Annotated in this window: 17 protein-coding genes; 4 read left to right on the forward strand and 13 right to left on the reverse strand. The window is 68.9% G+C overall.

Annotation, left to right across the window (positions count from 1 at the left end; all coding sequences use genetic code 11):
* Positions 1 to 141: 141 nt before the first annotated feature.
* On the forward strand, positions 142 to 1,446 hold the full coding sequence (gene lplT, locus AC07PV_RS09350) for a lysophospholipid transporter LplT (RefSeq protein WP_218296625.1): 1,305 nt from the start codon (positions 142 to 144) through the stop codon (positions 1,444 to 1,446).
* 63 nt (positions 1,447 to 1,509) lie between these two features.
* Here lplT and AC07PV_RS09355 read toward each other — a convergent pair whose 3' ends face one another.
* Positions 1,510 to 2,784: an ankyrin repeat domain-containing protein gene (locus AC07PV_RS09355; RefSeq protein WP_494610407.1), complete on the reverse strand. Its 1,275-nt coding sequence runs from the start codon at positions 2,782 to 2,784 to the stop codon at positions 1,510 to 1,512.
* Between the two features lie 383 nt (positions 2,785 to 3,167).
* Here AC07PV_RS09355 and AC07PV_RS09360 point away from each other — a divergent pair, with 383 nt between their 5' ends.
* The gene (locus AC07PV_RS09360; RefSeq protein ID WP_494630047.1) at positions 3,168 to 4,064 is read left to right on the forward strand and encodes a DMT family transporter; all 897 of its coding nucleotides are present in this window, start codon (positions 3,168 to 3,170) and stop codon (positions 4,062 to 4,064) included.
* A gap of 74 nt (positions 4,065 to 4,138) precedes the next feature.
* On the forward strand, positions 4,139 to 4,627 hold the full coding sequence (locus tag AC07PV_RS09365; RefSeq protein WP_218296623.1) for a glutathione peroxidase: 489 nt from the start codon (positions 4,139 to 4,141) through the stop codon (positions 4,625 to 4,627).
* Between the two features lie 8 nt (positions 4,628 to 4,635).
* Here AC07PV_RS09365 and AC07PV_RS09370 read toward each other — a convergent pair whose 3' ends face one another.
* Entirely contained in the window at positions 4,636 to 5,133 is a 498-nt protein-coding gene (locus AC07PV_RS09370; RefSeq protein ID WP_494630049.1) for a GNAT family N-acetyltransferase, read from the reverse strand.
* Positions 5,134 to 5,793: 660 nt separating this feature from the next.
* Between AC07PV_RS09370 and AC07PV_RS09375 the strand changes: the two genes are divergently transcribed.
* A complete protein-coding gene (locus AC07PV_RS09375) occupies positions 5,794 to 6,273 on the forward strand; it encodes a VOC family protein (RefSeq protein WP_218296622.1) in 480 nt (159 codons plus the stop codon).
* Positions 6,274 to 6,311: 38 nt separating this feature from the next.
* Here the strand turns inward: AC07PV_RS09375 and AC07PV_RS09380 are convergent, their stop codons facing one another.
* The 11 genes from AC07PV_RS09380 to AC07PV_RS09430 form a co-directional block, all read right to left on the reverse strand.
* The gene (locus tag AC07PV_RS09380) at positions 6,312 to 7,046 is read right to left on the reverse strand and encodes a helix-turn-helix transcriptional regulator (protein WP_218296621.1); all 735 of its coding nucleotides are present in this window, start codon (positions 7,044 to 7,046) and stop codon (positions 6,312 to 6,314) included.
* A 152-nt stretch (positions 7,047 to 7,198) separates the two neighbouring features.
* Complete coding sequence (locus tag AC07PV_RS09385; protein WP_218296620.1) at positions 7,199 to 7,678, reverse strand: GyrI-like domain-containing protein; 480 nt, start codon at positions 7,676 to 7,678, stop codon at positions 7,199 to 7,201.
* A gap of 177 nt (positions 7,679 to 7,855) precedes the next feature.
* Positions 7,856 to 8,146 (reverse strand): DUF2798 domain-containing protein, encoded by a 291-nt coding sequence (locus AC07PV_RS09390; protein WP_218339154.1) that lies wholly within the window; start codon positions 8,144 to 8,146, stop codon positions 7,856 to 7,858.
* A 171-nt stretch (positions 8,147 to 8,317) separates the two neighbouring features.
* Complete coding sequence (locus AC07PV_RS09395) at positions 8,318 to 8,989, reverse strand: alpha/beta fold hydrolase (RefSeq protein WP_494630050.1); 672 nt, start codon at positions 8,987 to 8,989, stop codon at positions 8,318 to 8,320.
* A gap of 16 nt (positions 8,990 to 9,005) precedes the next feature.
* Entirely contained in the window at positions 9,006 to 9,917 is a 912-nt protein-coding gene (locus AC07PV_RS09400) for a ProQ/FINO family protein (RefSeq protein ID WP_494630051.1), read from the reverse strand.
* A gap of 88 nt (positions 9,918 to 10,005) precedes the next feature.
* Positions 10,006 to 11,256 carry a glycolate oxidase subunit GlcF gene (gene glcF / locus AC07PV_RS09405; protein WP_218296617.1) on the reverse strand — a complete coding sequence of 417 codons (1,251 nt, stop codon included), beginning with the start codon at positions 11,254 to 11,256 and terminating at the stop codon, positions 10,006 to 10,008.
* Positions 11,257 to 11,300: 44 nt separating this feature from the next.
* Positions 11,301 to 12,098: a YoaK family protein gene (locus AC07PV_RS09410; RefSeq protein ID WP_218296616.1), complete on the reverse strand. Its 798-nt coding sequence runs from the start codon at positions 12,096 to 12,098 to the stop codon at positions 11,301 to 11,303.
* A gap of 24 nt (positions 12,099 to 12,122) precedes the next feature.
* Entirely contained in the window at positions 12,123 to 13,259 is a 1,137-nt protein-coding gene (glcE, locus tag AC07PV_RS09415; protein WP_494630053.1) for a glycolate oxidase subunit GlcE, read from the reverse strand.
* A 276-nt stretch (positions 13,260 to 13,535) separates the two neighbouring features.
* Positions 13,536 to 15,080 carry an ammonium transporter gene (gene amt, locus AC07PV_RS09420; RefSeq protein WP_369641103.1) on the reverse strand — a complete coding sequence of 515 codons (1,545 nt, stop codon included), beginning with the start codon at positions 15,078 to 15,080 and terminating at the stop codon, positions 13,536 to 13,538.
* Between the two features lie 36 nt (positions 15,081 to 15,116).
* Positions 15,117 to 15,455, reverse strand: a complete 339-nt coding sequence (glnK, locus tag AC07PV_RS09425; RefSeq protein ID WP_010466918.1) for a P-II family nitrogen regulator — start codon at positions 15,453 to 15,455, stop codon at positions 15,117 to 15,119.
* A 47-nt stretch (positions 15,456 to 15,502) separates the two neighbouring features.
* On the reverse strand, positions 15,503 to 16,234 hold the full coding sequence (locus AC07PV_RS09430) for a TorF family putative porin (protein WP_218296613.1): 732 nt from the start codon (positions 16,232 to 16,234) through the stop codon (positions 15,503 to 15,505).
* Positions 16,235 to 16,353: the final 119 nt, after the last annotated feature.

Genomic DNA, 16,353 nt, shown 5'->3' on the forward strand with positions numbered 1-16,353 from the left:
GGGGCAAGGGATTTACCGGGGAATACGCGCAGGATTCTGGCACCGTGGCCGTTTATCCGCGTGATATAACCGTCCGTCACTTGCCAGGGTCCCCACATTTAACAGGGCATCAGCCGAACTGATGCAGCCACCAGCCATTCGATGAAGCGCGGTTTCTACACCATCATGTCGGCGCAGTTTTTCAGCTCGCTGGCCGACAATGCACTTTTCGTGGCCGCCGTGGAGCTTTTGCGCACAGAAGGCGCTCCCGAGTGGCAGCGCGCCGCCCTGGTGCCCATGTTCGCGCTGTTCTATGTGGTGCTGGCGCCCTTCGTCGGCGCCTTTGCCGACGCCCTGCCCAAGGGCAAGGTCATGTTCGTCAGCAACGCCATCAAGGTGGTGGGCTGCCTGATGATGCTGTTCGGTTCGCACCCGCTCATCGCCTATGCGGTGGTGGGTCTGGGCGCCGCGGCCTACTCGCCCGCCAAATACGGCATCCTCACGGAACTCCTTCCCGCCTCGCAATTGGTCAAGGCCAATGGCTGGATCGAGGGGCTCACCATCGCGTCCATCATCCTGGGCGTGCTGTTCGGCGGGCAGCTCGTGGGGCAGCACCTGTCGGGCATGCTGCTGGGCTTCGACCTGCCGATGATCGACACGGGTGTGGACACCCCCGCCGAGTCCGCCATCGCCGCGCTGATCGCGGTGTATGCGCTGGCGGCCTGGTTCAACACCCGCATCCCGCACACCGGCGTGGAAATGCGCCCCCTGCGCGCCGACCCCGCGCGCAGCGTGTTCTCCAACGCGCTGGCCCTGCTGCCGGACTTCTGGGCCTGCAACGGCCGCCTGTGGCGCGACAAGCTCGGCCAGATCTCGCTGGCCACCACCACCCTGTTCTGGGGTGCGGGCGGCAACCTCAAGTTCATCGTGCTGGCCTGGGCCGCCGTGGCGCTGGGCTACAACACCACGCAGGCCTCGGCACTCACCGGGGTGGTGGCCATCGGCACCGCCGTGGGCGCGGTGGTGGCCTCGATGCGCATGCGCCTGGACATGGCCACCCGGGTGATCCCGCTGGGCATCGCCATGGGGCTGCTGCTGATCCTGATGGTGTTCATCAGCAACATCTGGCTCGCGATCCCCTTCCTCATCCTGCTGGGCGGCCTGGGCGGCTACCTGGTGGTGCCCATGAACGCGCTGCTGCAGCACCGGGGCCACAACCTCATGGGCGCGGGCCGCTCGATCGCCGTGCAGAACTTCAACGAGCAGGCCTGCATCCTGGGCCTGGGCGCGTTCTACAGCCTGTCGCTCAAGCTGGGCCTGTCGGTGTTTGGTGCGATCATCACCTTCGGCCTCGTGGTGGCGGCCATCATGTGGATCATCCGCCGCTGGCACCAGCGCAACTGCATCAACCACCGCGACGAAGTGAACCACCTGCTGCACATTGCGCGGCACGATACGCACCACTGAGTTGCCCCCTGTGCGCGCGCCCGGCGACTTGGTATTCATGCCGCCCCGTGCGTCTCGGCCCCGCTAGTTGAGAGCCAAATCGGCCGGGGTCCGGCCCGCAGCATTCCTGGCCTGGGCATCTGCTCCATGCTGGCGCAATATCTCGATCACCTGGGGGTTTTCATCACGGGCGAACCAGCATTGCATTCCGTTCCCCCCCAGCCACGTCTGCCCGCTGCAATAATGCAGTGCCGTGTTGTGATAGCTGTCCAGGGCATGTACATCGGCGCCCGCTTGGAGCAGGTACCGCGCCACAGCGATATCGTCCGTGAGCGCGGCGGCCATCAAGGGCGTGCCCTCGCGGCCCACGCGCCCCTCCATCACCCAGATGGGCTCCGACGCCCTGGTGTTCACGTCGCAGCCGAAGGCCTCCACAAGATGGCGGACCATGCCCATTTTGGCGGGCTCGTAGCTCGCTGCGGCGCAAGCGCGGACCAGCAAGTCTCCAGCCGCCCAAGGTGCATTGTTCTCGGCGATTCTTTTGAAAACCGCCAGGGACAGGCTTTCCACCGCTCCTTCGAAGGCTCCGGAGTTGACCCGGGCACCGCGCGACAAAAGTTGGTCGACGAATTCAACGTTCCCGGACTGGGTGGCGAACCCAAGTGCGTCGCAGCCATTCTTGTCGCAAGCGGCCAGGTCGGGATTGCGGCGCAAGACGGTTTCAAGGTTGTGCGCATGGATGTCGCACTCTTCTGCGGCTTCAGCGCCCGCATCCTCGTCGTCGTCGGCCGTTGCGTCGGCATGGCGGTGCAATGCCCAACGGTAGCTCTCAGATGCCGCCAGCAAAGGGGTATTGCGGCTCTCGTCGGTAAATTCGAGGCCTCCCTCCAGATCGACGATGGCATCGAGTTCGGAATCGGTGATCTTGCGCCGCCTCATTTCGTCAAAGAAGCCCTCCGCCGCTTCGCTCACGTTGCTGGGCGTGTCTCCACCATATTCGCCATCGCCGGCTCCGCCCCATCGCACGATCTCCACCTCACCGGTTTCCCATTGCGTGGAAATCTCTGAGCCTGATTCCACGAACTTCTCGAGGAAGGGCCAGATATCGTGAGACATGTCGTTCTTGCCGCCCGCAAATCCGATGCGCACAAGGTCCCGCCCGTCCATTTCGCACTCCATGTGCAGCAGCTCCAGCGCTCTGGCAAGGAAAGGGGTCTGGCCGAACTCCTGCGCATCCACGATGTAGCCCGACACCGCCGGGTGCGAAATACACCCGCTCTGCAAGCTCTTCAACGCGGCAGCCTGATTGCCCTCATTGATCCTTACGGTCGTGGCCATGACCGAAGAGTTCATTCCCATGGGTGTTCGTCCTGAATATCGTTGTTGTCAAAGCTCAAGCGGAAACCGCCTCAACCCCGCTGGTCCGGCACGGTGCACCAGAGACGGCCGTTGTCACGCCATGGTGATGATAGATAGCTTTCGCAGCGTGCTATGGACAAGTTGTCAGGCCGCTCGCTGCGCAACGCGACCCCGCGCAATGTCCTCGAATCCCTTCGGCGCCCCCGCGGCCCTCGGCGCGACGGCGGCCCGCCACGCTGGGCCGCTGCGCTGACGTTCTCCACGGAGGCCTAAATCTGCCCTGCACCATGACGGCGCCTGCCGCTGGAGGTGCTCCGAGGGCTGCGGACCGCTTGGCTTAGACTGCTGACTCGCGAAATTCCTCCTCCCGTCACAGGGTGTCAATGCAATCTCCCCTGCCCTTTGCCGCCCTGCTGTTCAACGCCTTCGTCTGGGGCCTGGCGTGGTGGCCGTTCCAGCACATGCACCAGGCGGGGCTGCATCCGCTGTGGGCCACGGCCTGCATGTACGCCGTGGTGCTGCTCGCGCTCATGGCCTGGCGCCCGGGCATCCTGCGGCAGGTGCGCGAACATCCGCAGCTGTGGCTCCTGGCGCTGGCCTCGGGACTGAACAACGTGGCCTTCAACTGGGCCGTGACCATCGGCGACGTGGTGCGCGTGATCCTGCTGTTCTATCTGATGCCCGCCTGGGCCGTGCTGCTGGCCTGGCGGATCCTGGGCGAACGCCCCACGCCCGCCGCGCTGCTGCGCCTGGCCCTGGCCTTCGCCGGCGTGGTGCTGGTGCTGCTGCCCGAGGGCGCGCCCGCCGCCCGGCTGCTGCAGAACCTCAGCCTGGCCGACGCGCTGGCCCTGCTGGGCGGTTTCATGTTCGCGCTCACCAACGTCACCCTGCGCCGCCTGCACGCCGTGCCCGGGCCGGCGCGCATGGCCACCATGTTCGGCGGCTGCATGCTCATGGCGCTGGCCGTGGCTGGCCTCGGGCTGCAGGTGGGCGTGGTCGAGCCCTTCCCCGCCCCCAATAGCACCTGGGTCGTCACCGGCCTGCTGCTGGCCGGCGTGCTGATGCTGGGCAACTGGGCGCTGCAGTTCGGCGCCGCGCGCCTGGCGGCCGGCACCACGGCGCTGGTGATGCTGTCGGAGGTGATGTTCGCCAGCGTGTCTTCCGCGCTGCTGGGCGCCTCGGCCTTGAACACGCGCACCGTGCTGGGCGGGGTGATGATCCTGCTGGCGTCCCTGCTCGCCGCGCTGCAGTTCCGCAGGGCGGGCCCCAGCACCCCCTGAACCGCCGGGGCGAAAAGCGGAAAAGGGGCGCAACCCCTACCATGCACAGTCTTCCACCTTCAGGAGCATGCGCCATGCCCGACAGCATCTACGACTTTGAAGCCCAGCAGATGAACGGCCAGACCGTGCCCTTGTCGCAATACAAGGACAAAGTGCTGCTCATCGTGAACACCGCCAGCGCCTGCGGCTTCACGCCCCAGTTCGGGGGCCTGGAAGAGCTGCACAAGCAGTACGGCGGCCAGGGCCTGGTGGTGCTGGGCTTTCCCTGCAACCAGTTCGGCAGCCAGGACCCGGGCAGCAACGACGAGATCGCGAGCTTCTGCCAGCTCAACTACGGCGTGAGCTTTCCGATGATGGCCAAGATCGATGTGAACGGTGCCAATGCGTCGCCCCTGTACCAGTGGCTCGCCGCCGAAGCGCCCGGCCTGCTGGGCAGCAAGGCGATCAAATGGAATTTCACCAAGTTCCTGGTTGGCAAGGACGGCCGCGTGATCCGCCGCTATGCGCCGCAGGACGCGCCCAAGAAGCTGGCGGGCGACATCGAGGCGGCCCTCGCGGCCTGAGGCCGCGCTCAGCCTGCTGCCGCTACCGCCGCAGGCGCCCAGCGGCACAGCACCCGCTCGCGGCCCGTGGCCGGATGGGTATCGACCGGCCCCTCCACCAGGCCATGGCGCGCATAGAAGCGGCGCGCGCCGTGGTTGCCCGTGGCCACGTGCAGGGTCCAGCCGCCCGGGCACAGGCGGATCACCTGCTGCAGCATTTCGGCCCCCACGCCCCGGCCCTGGCATGCGGGGTCCACGAACAGCTGGTGCAGATGCGCGCCGCCCACGTCCAGCACCAGGAACGCCGTGACCTCCGGCCCCACCGCACGCACCAGCACCGCACACGGCGGACCGAATTCCGCGCGCACCCGCGCCTCCCAGTGGCCGGGCGGAGCCACGGGCCTCACCGAGGGGTTGGCGGAACGCCAGGCCCTGCGCCACACGCGGGCCAGGCCGGCCTGGCTGTCGGCATCGGTCGCCGGCCGGATCACGGGCTGGACGCCGGGGGCATGGGAGCGGGGCTGCATGCGGGCATTGTCATCGGAACGCGCCCGCGCCCGCCCGGCAACCCGAACAGCGGCCGCAGCCACGCCACACGCCGCACCACCGCCGTCATCCCCCGGCACACAGCCCCACCGTCCCGGCCACCAGACCCCGCGGCTCCACCACCGGCCCCAGTCGCGCGGGCGCCAGCGCCCCGCAGCCTCCTTCATGCACCACGGCGTGCCCAGGTACCGCGCATTGCCGGCCTGGTCGGCCGCCAGGGAGGCCGTGGCGCCGGTGGGCACGACGGGTTCGCGGCCGCCATGCGCCCCAGGCGCGGCAGCGGATCTTGCGCGACGGCGCCGGCCCGGATTGTCCTGGGGGTGCCGGAATCCTTGATCGAGCGTCCCGAAACCGCATGCAAATCCCGGTGCGTAGCAATTCGTTGCACTATGGTGCCAGGACCGCCGCACCCCAGGCCCTCGGCCCAGGCCCCCATGCGAGGGCCGTCTTCCAGGCCGGGCATCTGTAGCTCAAAGTCCCATCAGCGCTTATCGAATCTGCGCAAATAGCTATTTTTTTAATAGCATGAAGAAAACCACAGCACCGCCGATGCCCCGCCATCCACGGCCCCTCGCGCGCATTGCAGCCTGCCGCCAGATGTGAGAGGCTACTGCGCTGTCCCGCCCCCAAGGAGCACCAAGATGGTCAGCAAGAACACGGTATGTCTGTGGTACGACGGCACCGCGCTGGATGCCGCGAAGTTCTATGCCGAGACGTTTCCGGACAGCGCCGTGGGCGCGGTCCACCGGGCGCCCGGGGACTTTCCCTCGGGCCGGCAGGGCGACGTCCTGACGGTCGAGTTCACGGTGATGGGCATCCCCTGCCTGGGCCTGAACGGAGGCCCCGCCTTCCGGCACAGCGAGGCCTTCTCGTTCCAGGTGGCGACCGACGACCAGGCCGAAACCGATCGTCTGTGGAATGCGATTGTCGGAAATGGCGGCCAGGAAAGCGCCTGCGGCTGGTGCAAGGACCGCTGGGGCCTGTCGTGGCAGATCACGCCCCGGGCCCTGACGGCCGCGGTCACCGGTCCCGACAAGGCGGCGGCCGCGCGCGCGTTCGAAGCCATGATGGGGATGAAAAAAATCGACATCGCCACGATCGAGGCGGCCCGGCGCGGCTGATGCCTGGCGGGCCGGCGCGGCCCAGGGCCCGAAGGCCTTCAGGCCGTCAGCCCGGGCGTCGGCGCGGGCGGCCATTCGGGCGGCCGCGAGGCCATCTCCGCCTCCACCTTGCGCAGCATGTCGGCCAGCGTCTTGCCGGGCTCCTGGCGAAACTGCTCCTCCAGCACCACGAGGTCCACGATGCGGTCGATGCGAAAGCCCCGGAAATCGTTGCGCAGCTCGCACCAGGCCGACAGCGTCCAGACCTTGCCCCAGTAGAAGCACCCCAGCGGCCGCAGGCGGCGCAGGCTGGGGCGGCCGTGCACGTCGGCGTAGTCGATCTGCACCACGTGGCGGCTGTGCACCGCCTCGCGCAGGGCCTGCAGGGTGGCCTGCGCCCGGGGGTCCAGCCCCACGGACGGCGCATACAGCGCCTGCGCCTCGGCCGCCGCGCGCGCGGCCGGCGGCAGCACCGACAGGATCTTGCCCAGGGCCCCTTCCACCTCGCGCGCGAGCCCCGCGTCCAGCCAGGCCTGCGCCAGCCGCGCGGCCGCCACCAGAGCGTTGGCCTCGCCCTGGCTGAACATCAGCGGCGGCAGCTCGAAGCCGGCGCCCAGCCGGTAGCCCACGCCGGCCTCGCCCTCAATGGGCACGCCCTGGTGCTGCAGGTCCGCCACGTCGCGGTAGATGGTGCGCGGAGACACCTCGAGCCGCTCGGCCAGGAACGCCGCCGTGGACAGGCGCCGCCCCCGGATGAGCTGGACGATCTGGAAAAGGCGGTCAGCGCGGCGCATGGATGAAAAGGGACATCTTGTGGGTATTCCTGGCTTGCACCGCTCATGCCATCAGCGCGGGAAGCTATTGAACATATAGCATCATGCACCAACGCCAAGGCGCTGCGCGTGGCGGTTGGGCGGGGTGCGCCGCCATCGGCAGGCCGGTGGCGCTACGGCTTCACGCCGACGTGGATGGCCACGCTGTCCGGGCCCTCGTAGGCCTCGAAATCGGTGCCGAAACGGCGCTGCACCTGCGGGTTCTCGGCGAAGTAGCGCCAGATGCGGACCCAGGTGTCGATCACCATCTGGGGCATGTCGCCGTGGCCGGTGAAGACGAGGTAGTCGCCCGCCTGGATGTCCACGCGGGCGGCTCCGGGCACCGCCTGGGCCAGTTCCGGGTCGGCCGTGGCCACGCCGGCGGTCACGTCGAAGGCGCCGTGTTCGTTGGATTCGTAGCCGCTGTAGACGCCGAAGATGCGGCCATCGCTGTCGCGGCCAGGCAACTTGCGCTCCCAGCTCTGGCTGAAGAAGCGGTCCCACAGGCCCCCGAGGCGCGCGATGGCGGGGTTCATCTCGTCGCTGTTGCGCGTGCGGACGGCAATGCCGGCCACGCTGAAGGCGGGAATCTGGACGGTGGTGGGTGTGGTCATGGGCAGGTCCTCTCTTGTCTGTGAAGGGGATCGAGGGATCGATCGGTGGTGTGCAGCTGCGAGGACCGATGGTGCGGACCCGCTGCTGACAGCCTGATGTCAGTAGCGTGCGCAACGCGCTGGGGGCCGGGCGGCAGGCTGCTGACACAACGTGTCAGCAGCCTGCCCCGGGGGGCCTCAGCCCTGCGGCTCCACGATGGCGGCCGTCACCCGGCGCACCACGGGCAGCACCAGCAGCAGCGTGGGGAAGGCGACGAGCCAGGACAGTGCCCAGGAGCTCATCCACAGGCGGGGAAGATCCAGCGAGAAGCCCACCACGCGCACGGTGCTGATCAGGGACACGATGAAGGTCATGAGCAGCGACAGCAGCAGGGGCATGACCCAGGCCGCGGACCGCGCGGGCAGCTTGCGCAGGCCCCAGGAGGTCCTGGGGGAAGGCGGTGGGGTGGGCGACGAAGAGTGGTTCATTGCAGTTCCAGAAAGCAGCCGGTCAGACAAGGTGCCGCCCCCGCCCGCCCACGCGGCGCGGGCCGCGCCGGGACAGGAAAGGGGCCACCACCCCGGCAAGGCCGGCGTTGGTTGGCACGTTGATTGACGTAAACGCTTACGGCAACCCATGAACCGGGCCGCAGCGGGATTCTAGGCGTTCTGCGAAGCGCCCTGTCCGGCATCCCCTGAGGCGCCGCCCCGCAGATGGCGGTGGATGTGCCCGGCCACGGCCCCGGCGTGCGTGCGGGCCAGGTCGTGGGCACCGCCTGGCAGCACGTGCATGCGCGCGCCGGGCAGCAGGCCGCACAGGCGCCGCCCCACGGCCACGGGGCTGATGGGGTCCTTGTCGCCCCACAGCAAAAGGGCGGGCGCGCGCACCGACGCCAGCCGGGCCGACAGGTCCCACCGCGCCTGGGCCATCCACGGCGGAAACGCGGGGTTGGCGCGCAGGAAATCGGGCCGCCAGTCGTGGGGATGCAGGTCGTCCATGGGCACGCCGCCCGACGTGGCCACGAGCACCAGGTGGGTCAGGTGGTCGGGCCGCTCGAGGGCGGCGAGCAGGGCCACCACGCCGCCCAGGGACTGCGCGACCAGCGCGCAGGGCCGGTCCATGTGCGGCGTGACCGCATCGACCAGATCCTGCATGCCACCGGCCGCGTCCGGCGCCAGCCCCGCGCCGGCTCCGGCTCCGGCATCGCGCCAGGGCCAGCCCAGCAGCACGCGCGCGGCGGGCAGCGGCATGGCTGACGAGACCGGTTGCCAGAACGCGGGGTCGCCCCCCACGCCGGGCAGGAAGATCAGCCTGGAAGGTGCCGCCGGCACGGGCGAGCCTCTCGCGTCAGGCGTCTTGCGGGGCCGGTGCGATGGCGGCCACGGCCGCGGCCGCCGCGGCCTGCACCCGCGCGGCGGCGAGGCGGCGAGCGCGCTCGAGCTGCTGGCCCACGGTGCGGGGCACCAGGCCGTACATGTCGGCAAAGGCCTCCAGTGTCTGGCCGCTGGCCTCGAACGCGCGCAGCAGGGCCTCGTCCTTGGCGTTGCGCGCCGACCATTCGGCAAAGGCCTCTTCGAGGATGGCGTTGGCGGCTTCGTCGCGGCCCTGCACCAGCTCGGTGTAGGCCTCGCGCGTGAGCCCCGAGGCCTCGAACGCGGCCATCATGCGGTTGCGCAGCTTGGGCAGCAGGTCCTCGGTGGCACGGGCCTTCTTGCGGCGGTAGACCTCCAGCAGCGCGTGGTGCACGTGCTCGGGGGCCATGTCCTCCACGGGCTGGCCCGAGAGGTCATGGCGCCGGTCGCCCGCCGCCACGCTTTGCAGGTAGCGCGTGGAGCGGGTGTGGATGCCCAGCGCCACCTTGAGCGCCTCGCGCTCGAACACCTCGGGGTGCGCGGCCAGCAGGTCCTGGAAGATGCCGCGCTTGAGCGGGCGGAACACCGCGCCGAACAGGTGCGGGTAGAGCCCCGCCAGCTGCTCCAGCGCGGGGTGCACACGCTGCGGCGCGCGCGCGCCCGCAGGTGCGGGGGCAGAGGCCTCGGCGCCGCCCTCTGGCGCCGGGCGCCCTTCGGGCTTGCGGCGGTTACGGCCGCCACGGCGTGATCCGCCCGCGCGCTGCTGGGGTGCCCCGGCAGCGTCGGCGGCGGCGGACGCCCCGGGAGCGGCGGCAGCCACCTCGGCCGGTGCGGCCGAAACAGGCGCCGCCAGCGGTGTGGCAGGGGCTGCGTTCGGTTGTTCTTGTGCGGGCACGGAGTCGGTCATGGCGGTGCGAATGGGTGAGGGAGAGGGCAACAAAACCCTCAATCATGCCAGCGTTGGAGAAAAGCCCGCCAGCGGCGGCATCCCCTTGTCAGGCCAGGGCTTCGTCCAGCACCTCGATCCAGTGGCGCACCGGCGTGCCGGTGCCGCTTTGCAAATGGGTGATGCAGCCGATGTTGGCCGACAGGATCACGTCCGGGGGCTGGTCGCCGAACGCCTCGCCGAGCACGCCGAGCTTGCGGTCGCGCAGCTGGTACGCCAGGTCCGGGTTGAGCACCGAATACGTGCCCGCCGAGCCGCAGCACAGGTGGGCCTCGTTGCGCGCCGCGCGCAGCCGGAACCCCAGGCGCGCAAGCTGCGTTTCCACCCCGCCGCGCAGCTTCTGGCCGTGCTGCAGCGTGCACGGCGGATGGTAGGCGTACAGCACGTCGGCGGCGGGCTGGGCGCGGCCCGCCAGCTTGTCGGCCAGCTCGGGCAGCAGGGCCGGCAGCAGCTCCGACAGGTCGCGCGTGAGCGCGCTGATGCGTTCGGCCCTGGCGGCGTACTGCGCGTCGTCCTTGAGGATGTGGCCGTATTCCTTGACGGTGACGCCGCAGCCCGAGGCGTTCATGACGATGGCTTCCACCCCGCCCTGCTCCACCAGCGGCCACCAGGCGTCGATGTTGGCGCGCATCTCGGCCTTGCCGCCGTCCTGGTCGTTGAGGTGGAACTTGACGGCACCGCAGCAGCCCGCCTTGGGCGCGACCACGGTCTGGATGCCCACGGCGTCGAGCACGCGGGCGGTGGCGGTGTTGATGTTGGGCATCATGGCCGGCTGCACGCAGCCGGCCAGCAAAAGCACCTTGCGCGCGTGTTCGCGCACGGGCCAGGCGCCGGCATTTTGGGGCGCAGGCACCTTGGCCTTGAGGGATGCGGGTAGCAGGCCGCGCACCAGTTGCCCGGCCTTCATGGCGGGGGCGAACAGGGGCGAAGGCAGGCCCTCCTTCAGCGCCCAGCGCAAGGCCTTCTCGCCCACCGGGCGGGCGACTTTCTCATCGACGATCTTGCGGCCTATATCGACCAGATGACCATATTGCACGCCGCTCGGGCAGGTGCTTTCGCAGTTGCGGCAGGTCAGGCACCGGTCCAGGTGCATCTGGGTCTTGCGCGTGGGCTCGGCGCCCTCGAGCACCTGCTTGATGAGGTAGATGCGGCCGCGCGGGCCGTCAAGCTCGTCGCCCAGCAGCTGGTAGGTGGGGCAGGTGGCGGTGCAGAAGCCGCAGTGCACGCATTTGCGCAGGATGGCCTCGGCCTCCAGGCCATCGGCGCGGGCGCGGTATTCAGGGGCGAGTTGGGTTTGCATGGAGCATGCCTGGACAGGGGAAGGTAAAACAGGGCCGGAAACGCTCAGAGCGCGGGCGGCGGAGTGAGCGGCGGCTCCAGCGGCAGCGCCTTGCGCAAGGGGTGGCGCAGGCGCGCGCGGTCGGCCCACAAGGGGGGCAGCGACAGCCCCAGCAGCACCAGCGCCAGCGGCACCACGAACACGAAGCCCACGTGCTTGAAGCCCGCGGCCCCGGCAACGCCTCCCACGAGGAACATCGCCACGAGCCCCGCGAACAGCCGCAGCCGGGCCTGGTTGGCGCGCACCTGGGATTCCGGCGCGGTGCCGGTGCGGTTCCAGTAGAGCATCTTGCCCAGCTCGATGCCCAGGTCGGTCACCACGCCGGTCATGTGCGTGGTGCGGATCTGGGACGAGGACATCTTGGTCACCGTGGCGTTCTGCAGGCCCATGATGAACGACAGCAGCAGCACCGTGGTGGGCACGGCGAACGGCGTGCGCCAGTTGAGCGTGATGGCGCCCACCAGGCCGAACACCAGCATGAGCACCGCCACCACCAGCAGCGGCAGCGCATAGCTGCTGTGCAGCTTGCGCTGGCGCGCCCAGTTGACCATGACGGCCGTGGTGGCCGCGCCGCTGACGAAGGCCAGCAACGCCCCCACCGCGCCCAGCACCAGGGCCATGTTGCCCAGCACGAGGTTGTCGGCCAGCATCGAGACAAAGCCGGTCATGTGCGAGGTGTACAGGTGCACCACCAGGAACCCCCCGGCATTGACCGCGCCCGCATTGAAGGCCAGCAGCAGGCCCAGCACGCGGTTGCTCGCCACTGTGCGGTGGTGTCCGGTGAGATGGCGCAGGCGTCGCATGGGTGCCGCAGGCTGGCGCGTGGCTTACCAGGCGCGGGCCATGCGCCCGGGGTTGAAGATGCCCGCGGGGTCGAAGCTGTGCTTGAGGCGCGCGTGGATCTGCTCCAGCGCACTGGATTTCAAGCCAAACTGGCCGCTACCGCTTGATGCACCTGCGCTGGAAGCTATGAAAACAGAAGCACTTCCGCCCCCCGCGCGTGCGGCCTCGCGCAGGGCATCGCCCGCCGCTTCCGGCGCCTGCACCCAGCGCAGGGCGCCGTGCCATTCGATGAGCGGCTGGGCCGCCGCAGGCAGTTGGAGCACGGGGGCCGTGGGCGGCAGGGACAGGCGCCACAGCGCGTGGCCGGGGCGCTGGGCGCGGTCGCTGAACCAGGGCAGGGTCTGTTCGCGGCAGGCGGCCCAATCGGCAGCCACGGCGGCGCTGTCGTCCATGCGCACGCCACCCATGGTCTTGCACGCGGCCTCGACGGCGGCCACGGCCCCGCGCAGGCGCACGTAGAGGGTGCCCGCGCCCGTGTCCTGCACCCAGCAGCTCGCGTTGAGCGGCAGGGGCTGGCCGCCCCAGGCGTGCAGCTTGCGCAAGGCATCGGCCTGGTTGCATTCGAAGCGCAGCGTGGCCTCGGCCGGGGCCACCGGCAGCACCTTGAGGCTGACCTCGGTGAGCAGGCCCAGCGTGCCCCAGGCGCCGGCCATGAGGCGCGACACGTCATAGCCCGCCACGTTCTTCATCACCTGCCCACCAAAGCTCAGCAGCTCGGCCCGGCCGTTGAGCAGCGTGACCCCCAGCACATAGTCGCGCACCGCGCCCACGCTGGCGCGGGCCGGCCCCGACAGGCCGGCCGCCACCATGCCGCCCACGGTGGCGGCATCCGGGGGGGTCTTGGCGAAGTGCGGGGGCTCGAAGGGCAGGCACTGGCCCTGTTCGGCCAGCGTGGCCTCCAGCTCGGCCAGCGGGGTGCCCGCGCGCACGGTGACGACCAGTTCGCTGGGCTCGTAGCTCACGATGCCGCGCAGCACGCGGGTGTCGAGCACCTCGCCATGCAGCGCCAGGCCATGGAAGTCCTTGGTGCCCCCGCCCCGGATGCGCAAGGGGGTCTGGTCGGCGGCGGCGGTGCGCACACGGTCGGCGATCTGGGCAAGGGCGAGGTCCATGCCTTGCATCGTAGCTCCAGCGATGTCCGGCGCCACGCGGAGAGCGCGTGAATTTTTTGAACAGCGCGCGTGCAAATGGCTCGGGACCGCCGGGAGGGATGTCTGCGGACGTGTGCTCTGGGCGTGCGTGCCAGAACAGAATGCAGACAAGCAAGTCCCCCGCCCGGTACGAAAAAAACCCGCCGTTGCCGGCGGGTTCAACAACCAAAGGAGCGACTCGCTTGTTCTTGTTGCGACGCCACGGTGCCACCAGACACCGCGGCGCGTCGGGCGCACCGGCCTGCTTCAGCGGTTGTACGCTGTTTCGCCGTGCGAGGTGATGTCCAGGCCTTCGCGTTCGTCTTCTTCCGAGACACGCAGGCCCACCGTCAGGTCGACGATCTTGTAGGCCACGAAGGAAACCACGCCCGACCACACGATGGTCAGCAGCACGGCCTTGGTCTGGGTCCACACCTGGGCGGCGATGGAGTAGTCGGCGGAGGTCACCATGGTGGCGGTCACCCAGTCGGCCACGTAGCCGGGGCCACCCAGGCCAGGCGCATTGAACACGCCGGTCAGCAGGGCACCCACGATGCCGCCGATGCCGTGCACGCCGAACACGTCGAGCGAGTCGTCCGCGCCCAGCAGCTTCTTGAGGCCGTTCACACCCCACAGGCAGGCGAAGCCGCCCACGAGGCCGATCACCAGCGCACCGCCGATGCCGACGTTGCCGGCAGCGGGCGTGATGGCCACGAGGCCGGCCACGGCACCCGACGCCGCACCCAGCATCGACGCCTTGCCGCGCATCAGCGCTTCACCGATGGACCATGCCAGCACGGCGGCGGCGGTGGCCACCAGCGTGTTGATGAAGGCCAGGGCGGCAAAGCCGTTGGCTTCCAGGGCGGAGCCGGCGTTGAAGCCGAACCAGCCCACCCACAGCAGCGAGGCACCGACCATGGTCAGCGTCAGGCTGTGGGGCGCCATGGCTTCCTTGCCGTAGCCGATGCGCTTGCCCACCATGAACGCGCCCACCAGGCCCGCCACGGCGGCGTTGATGTGCACCACGGTACCGCCGGCGAAGTCCAGCGCGCCCCACTGCCAGATCTGGCCGGCCTTGCCGGTCATGGCGTCGGCCACTTCCTTGGAGGCGTATGCGTCGGGGCCCATCCAGAACCACACCATGTGGGCGATCGGCAGGTAGCTGAAGGTGAACCACAGCACCATGAACATCATGACGGCGCTGAACTTGATGCGCTCTGCGAACGCACCGACGATCAGGGCGCAGGTGATGCCGGCGAACGTGGCCTGGAAGGCGGCGAACACCACTTCCGGAATCACGACACCCTTGCTGAAGGTGGCGGCGTTGGCGAACGTGCCGGCGGCGTTGTCCCAGATGCCCTTCATGAACAGCCGGTCGAAGCCGCCGATGAAGGCGCCGCCCTCGGTGAAGGCCAGGCTGTAGCCGTAGATGAACCACAGCACCACGATCAGCGAGAACGTGACCATCACCTGCATCAGCACGGACAGCATGTTCTTGCTGCGCACCAGGCCGCCGTAGAACAGCGCCAGGCCGGGCAGGACCATCAGGATCACGAGGATGGTGGACGTCATCATCCAGGCGGTGTCGCCCTTGTTGGGGACCGGAGCGGGGGCTTCGGCGGCGGCCGGTGCAGCGGCTGCAGCGGCGGCCGCGGGAGCAGGGGCAGCCGCAGGGGCTTCAGCGGCGGGAGCGGCCGCCGCAGCGGGCGCGGCGGCGGCCGGCTCGGAGGCGGCGGGCGCCTGGGCCAGGGACAGGTTGCCCATGGTCAGCAGGCCCAGCCCCAGAATGAAGGAAGCAAGCAGTTTTTTCATGGCGTTTCTCTTCTTGGGTGTGATGCGGCCGGGCCCTTACAGGGCTTCCTTGCCGGTTTCGCCAGTGCGGATGCGCACCACCTGCTCCAGGTGGGTCACGAAGATCTTGCCGTCGCCGATCTTGCCGGTGCGCGCGGCGCTTTCGATGGACTCGATCACGCGGTCCACGAGGTCATCCGCCACGGCGGCCTCGATCTTGACCTTGGGCAGGAAGTCGACCACGTACTCCGCGCCGCGGTACAGCTCGGTGTGGCCCTTCTGGCGGCCGAAGCCCTTGACCTCGGTCACCGTGATGCCTTGCACGCCGATGTCCGAGAGTGCTTCACGCACCTCGTCGAGCTTGAAGGGCTTGATGATGGCTGTCACCATTTTCATTTTGGTTCCTCCGACGATGGGCGCACCCGGCGCCCATCGAGACTTGCTTACAGGGTTTTGGTGAGCGTGACGATCACGCGCGACTTGTTGACGTGGCCGAAGAAGGCCTTCTTGTTGGCGCCCACCACGGCGGCGCCCAGCGACAGGCCGCTGCCGAAGTCATACGCGCCGCCCACGCTGTAGTCCATGTAGTTGGGCACGCCCAGGTCCTTGATGTCGCTGGCGAAGCGGGTGAAGCCCACCGAGGCCTTCAGGGTGACGCTGGGAGCCACTTCCTGGGCGAACGCCAGGTTCAGGTAGCCGGTGTTGCGGCCCTTCAGGCCCGAGCCGGACTTGGCGCCGGCCCAGCCGAAGTAGTCCTTGGAGATGGTGTGCGAATACTTGGCGGTGAAGGGGCCCATGGTGGCCGCGCCATACAGCTCGGTGGTGTTGCCGTTGGCATTGCCGGGGTAGATGTAGGTCAGCGCGCCCAGGTCCAGGTCGGCGCCGCCGGCCTTGAACTTGTAGCCGCCGTACAGGTCGGCTTCGAGCGAGTTGTTGGCCAGCCAGTCCACGCTGGAATTCCAGTTACCCACGTACCAGCCGGATTCGCCGAAGGCATAGTCAAAACCGCCTTGTAGCGCGGGCTTGAGGGCCTTGGCCTTGGAGGCGTCCTGGTCCTGGCCACGGAACTTGTAGTTGGTGGTCAGGCTGACGTTGCCGGTGAGCTGGGCGCTGGCCAGCAGGGGAAGGGATGCTGCAAGGGCAACGCCCAGGGTCTTGATGATGGCGCGGGTCATGTTTCCTCCGGTTGGACAAAGTAGGGACGAGCGCTTTAAGCACGGACCGTGCCACGCGGCGCAATACATCCGCGCGCGCCGTTGCTTCGCGTTACAACGATCCCCGGTACAGTGGGCAT

The sequence above is a fragment of the Acidovorax sp. GW821-FHT09A11 genome (assembly GCF_059418365.1).

Coding starts and splice junctions, on each gene's coding strand:
- glcF (WP_218296617.1), bottom strand. CDS start 11,256: ATGCAAACCCAACTCGCCCCTGAATACCGCGCCCGCGCCGATGGCCTG.
- AC07PV_RS09360 (WP_494630047.1), top strand. CDS start 3,168: ATGCAATCTCCCCTGCCCTTTGCCGCCCTGCTGTTCAACGCCTTCGTC.
- AC07PV_RS09400 (WP_494630051.1), bottom strand. CDS start 9,917: ATGACCGACTCCGTGCCCGCACAAGAACAACCGAACGCAGCCCCTGCC.
- AC07PV_RS09430 (WP_218296613.1), bottom strand. CDS start 16,234: ATGACCCGCGCCATCATCAAGACCCTGGGCGTTGCCCTTGCAGCATCC.
- AC07PV_RS09390 (WP_218339154.1), bottom strand. CDS start 8,146: ATGAACCACTCTTCGTCGCCCACCCCACCGCCTTCCCCCAGGACCTCC.
- AC07PV_RS09375 (WP_218296622.1), top strand. CDS start 5,794: ATGGTCAGCAAGAACACGGTATGTCTGTGGTACGACGGCACCGCGCTG.
- AC07PV_RS09370 (WP_494630049.1), bottom strand. CDS start 5,133: ATGCAGCCCCGCTCCCATGCCCCCGGCGTCCAGCCCGTGATCCGGCCG.
- AC07PV_RS09355 (WP_494610407.1), bottom strand. CDS start 2,784: ATGGGAATGAACTCTTCGGTCATGGCCACGACCGTAAGGATCAATGAG.
- glcE (WP_494630053.1), bottom strand. CDS start 13,259: ATGCAAGGCATGGACCTCGCCCTTGCCCAGATCGCCGACCGTGTGCGC.
- glnK (WP_010466918.1), bottom strand. CDS start 15,455: ATGAAAATGGTGACAGCCATCATCAAGCCCTTCAAGCTCGACGAGGTG.
- AC07PV_RS09385 (WP_218296620.1), bottom strand. CDS start 7,678: ATGACCACACCCACCACCGTCCAGATTCCCGCCTTCAGCGTGGCCGGC.
- AC07PV_RS09380 (WP_218296621.1), bottom strand. CDS start 7,046: ATGCGCCGCGCTGACCGCCTTTTCCAGATCGTCCAGCTCATCCGGGGG.
- AC07PV_RS09365 (WP_218296623.1), top strand. CDS start 4,139: ATGCCCGACAGCATCTACGACTTTGAAGCCCAGCAGATGAACGGCCAG.
- amt (WP_369641103.1), bottom strand. CDS start 15,080: ATGAAAAAACTGCTTGCTTCCTTCATTCTGGGGCTGGGCCTGCTGACC.
- lplT (WP_218296625.1), top strand. CDS start 142: ATGAAGCGCGGTTTCTACACCATCATGTCGGCGCAGTTTTTCAGCTCG.
- AC07PV_RS09410 (WP_218296616.1), bottom strand. CDS start 12,098: ATGCGACGCCTGCGCCATCTCACCGGACACCACCGCACAGTGGCGAGC.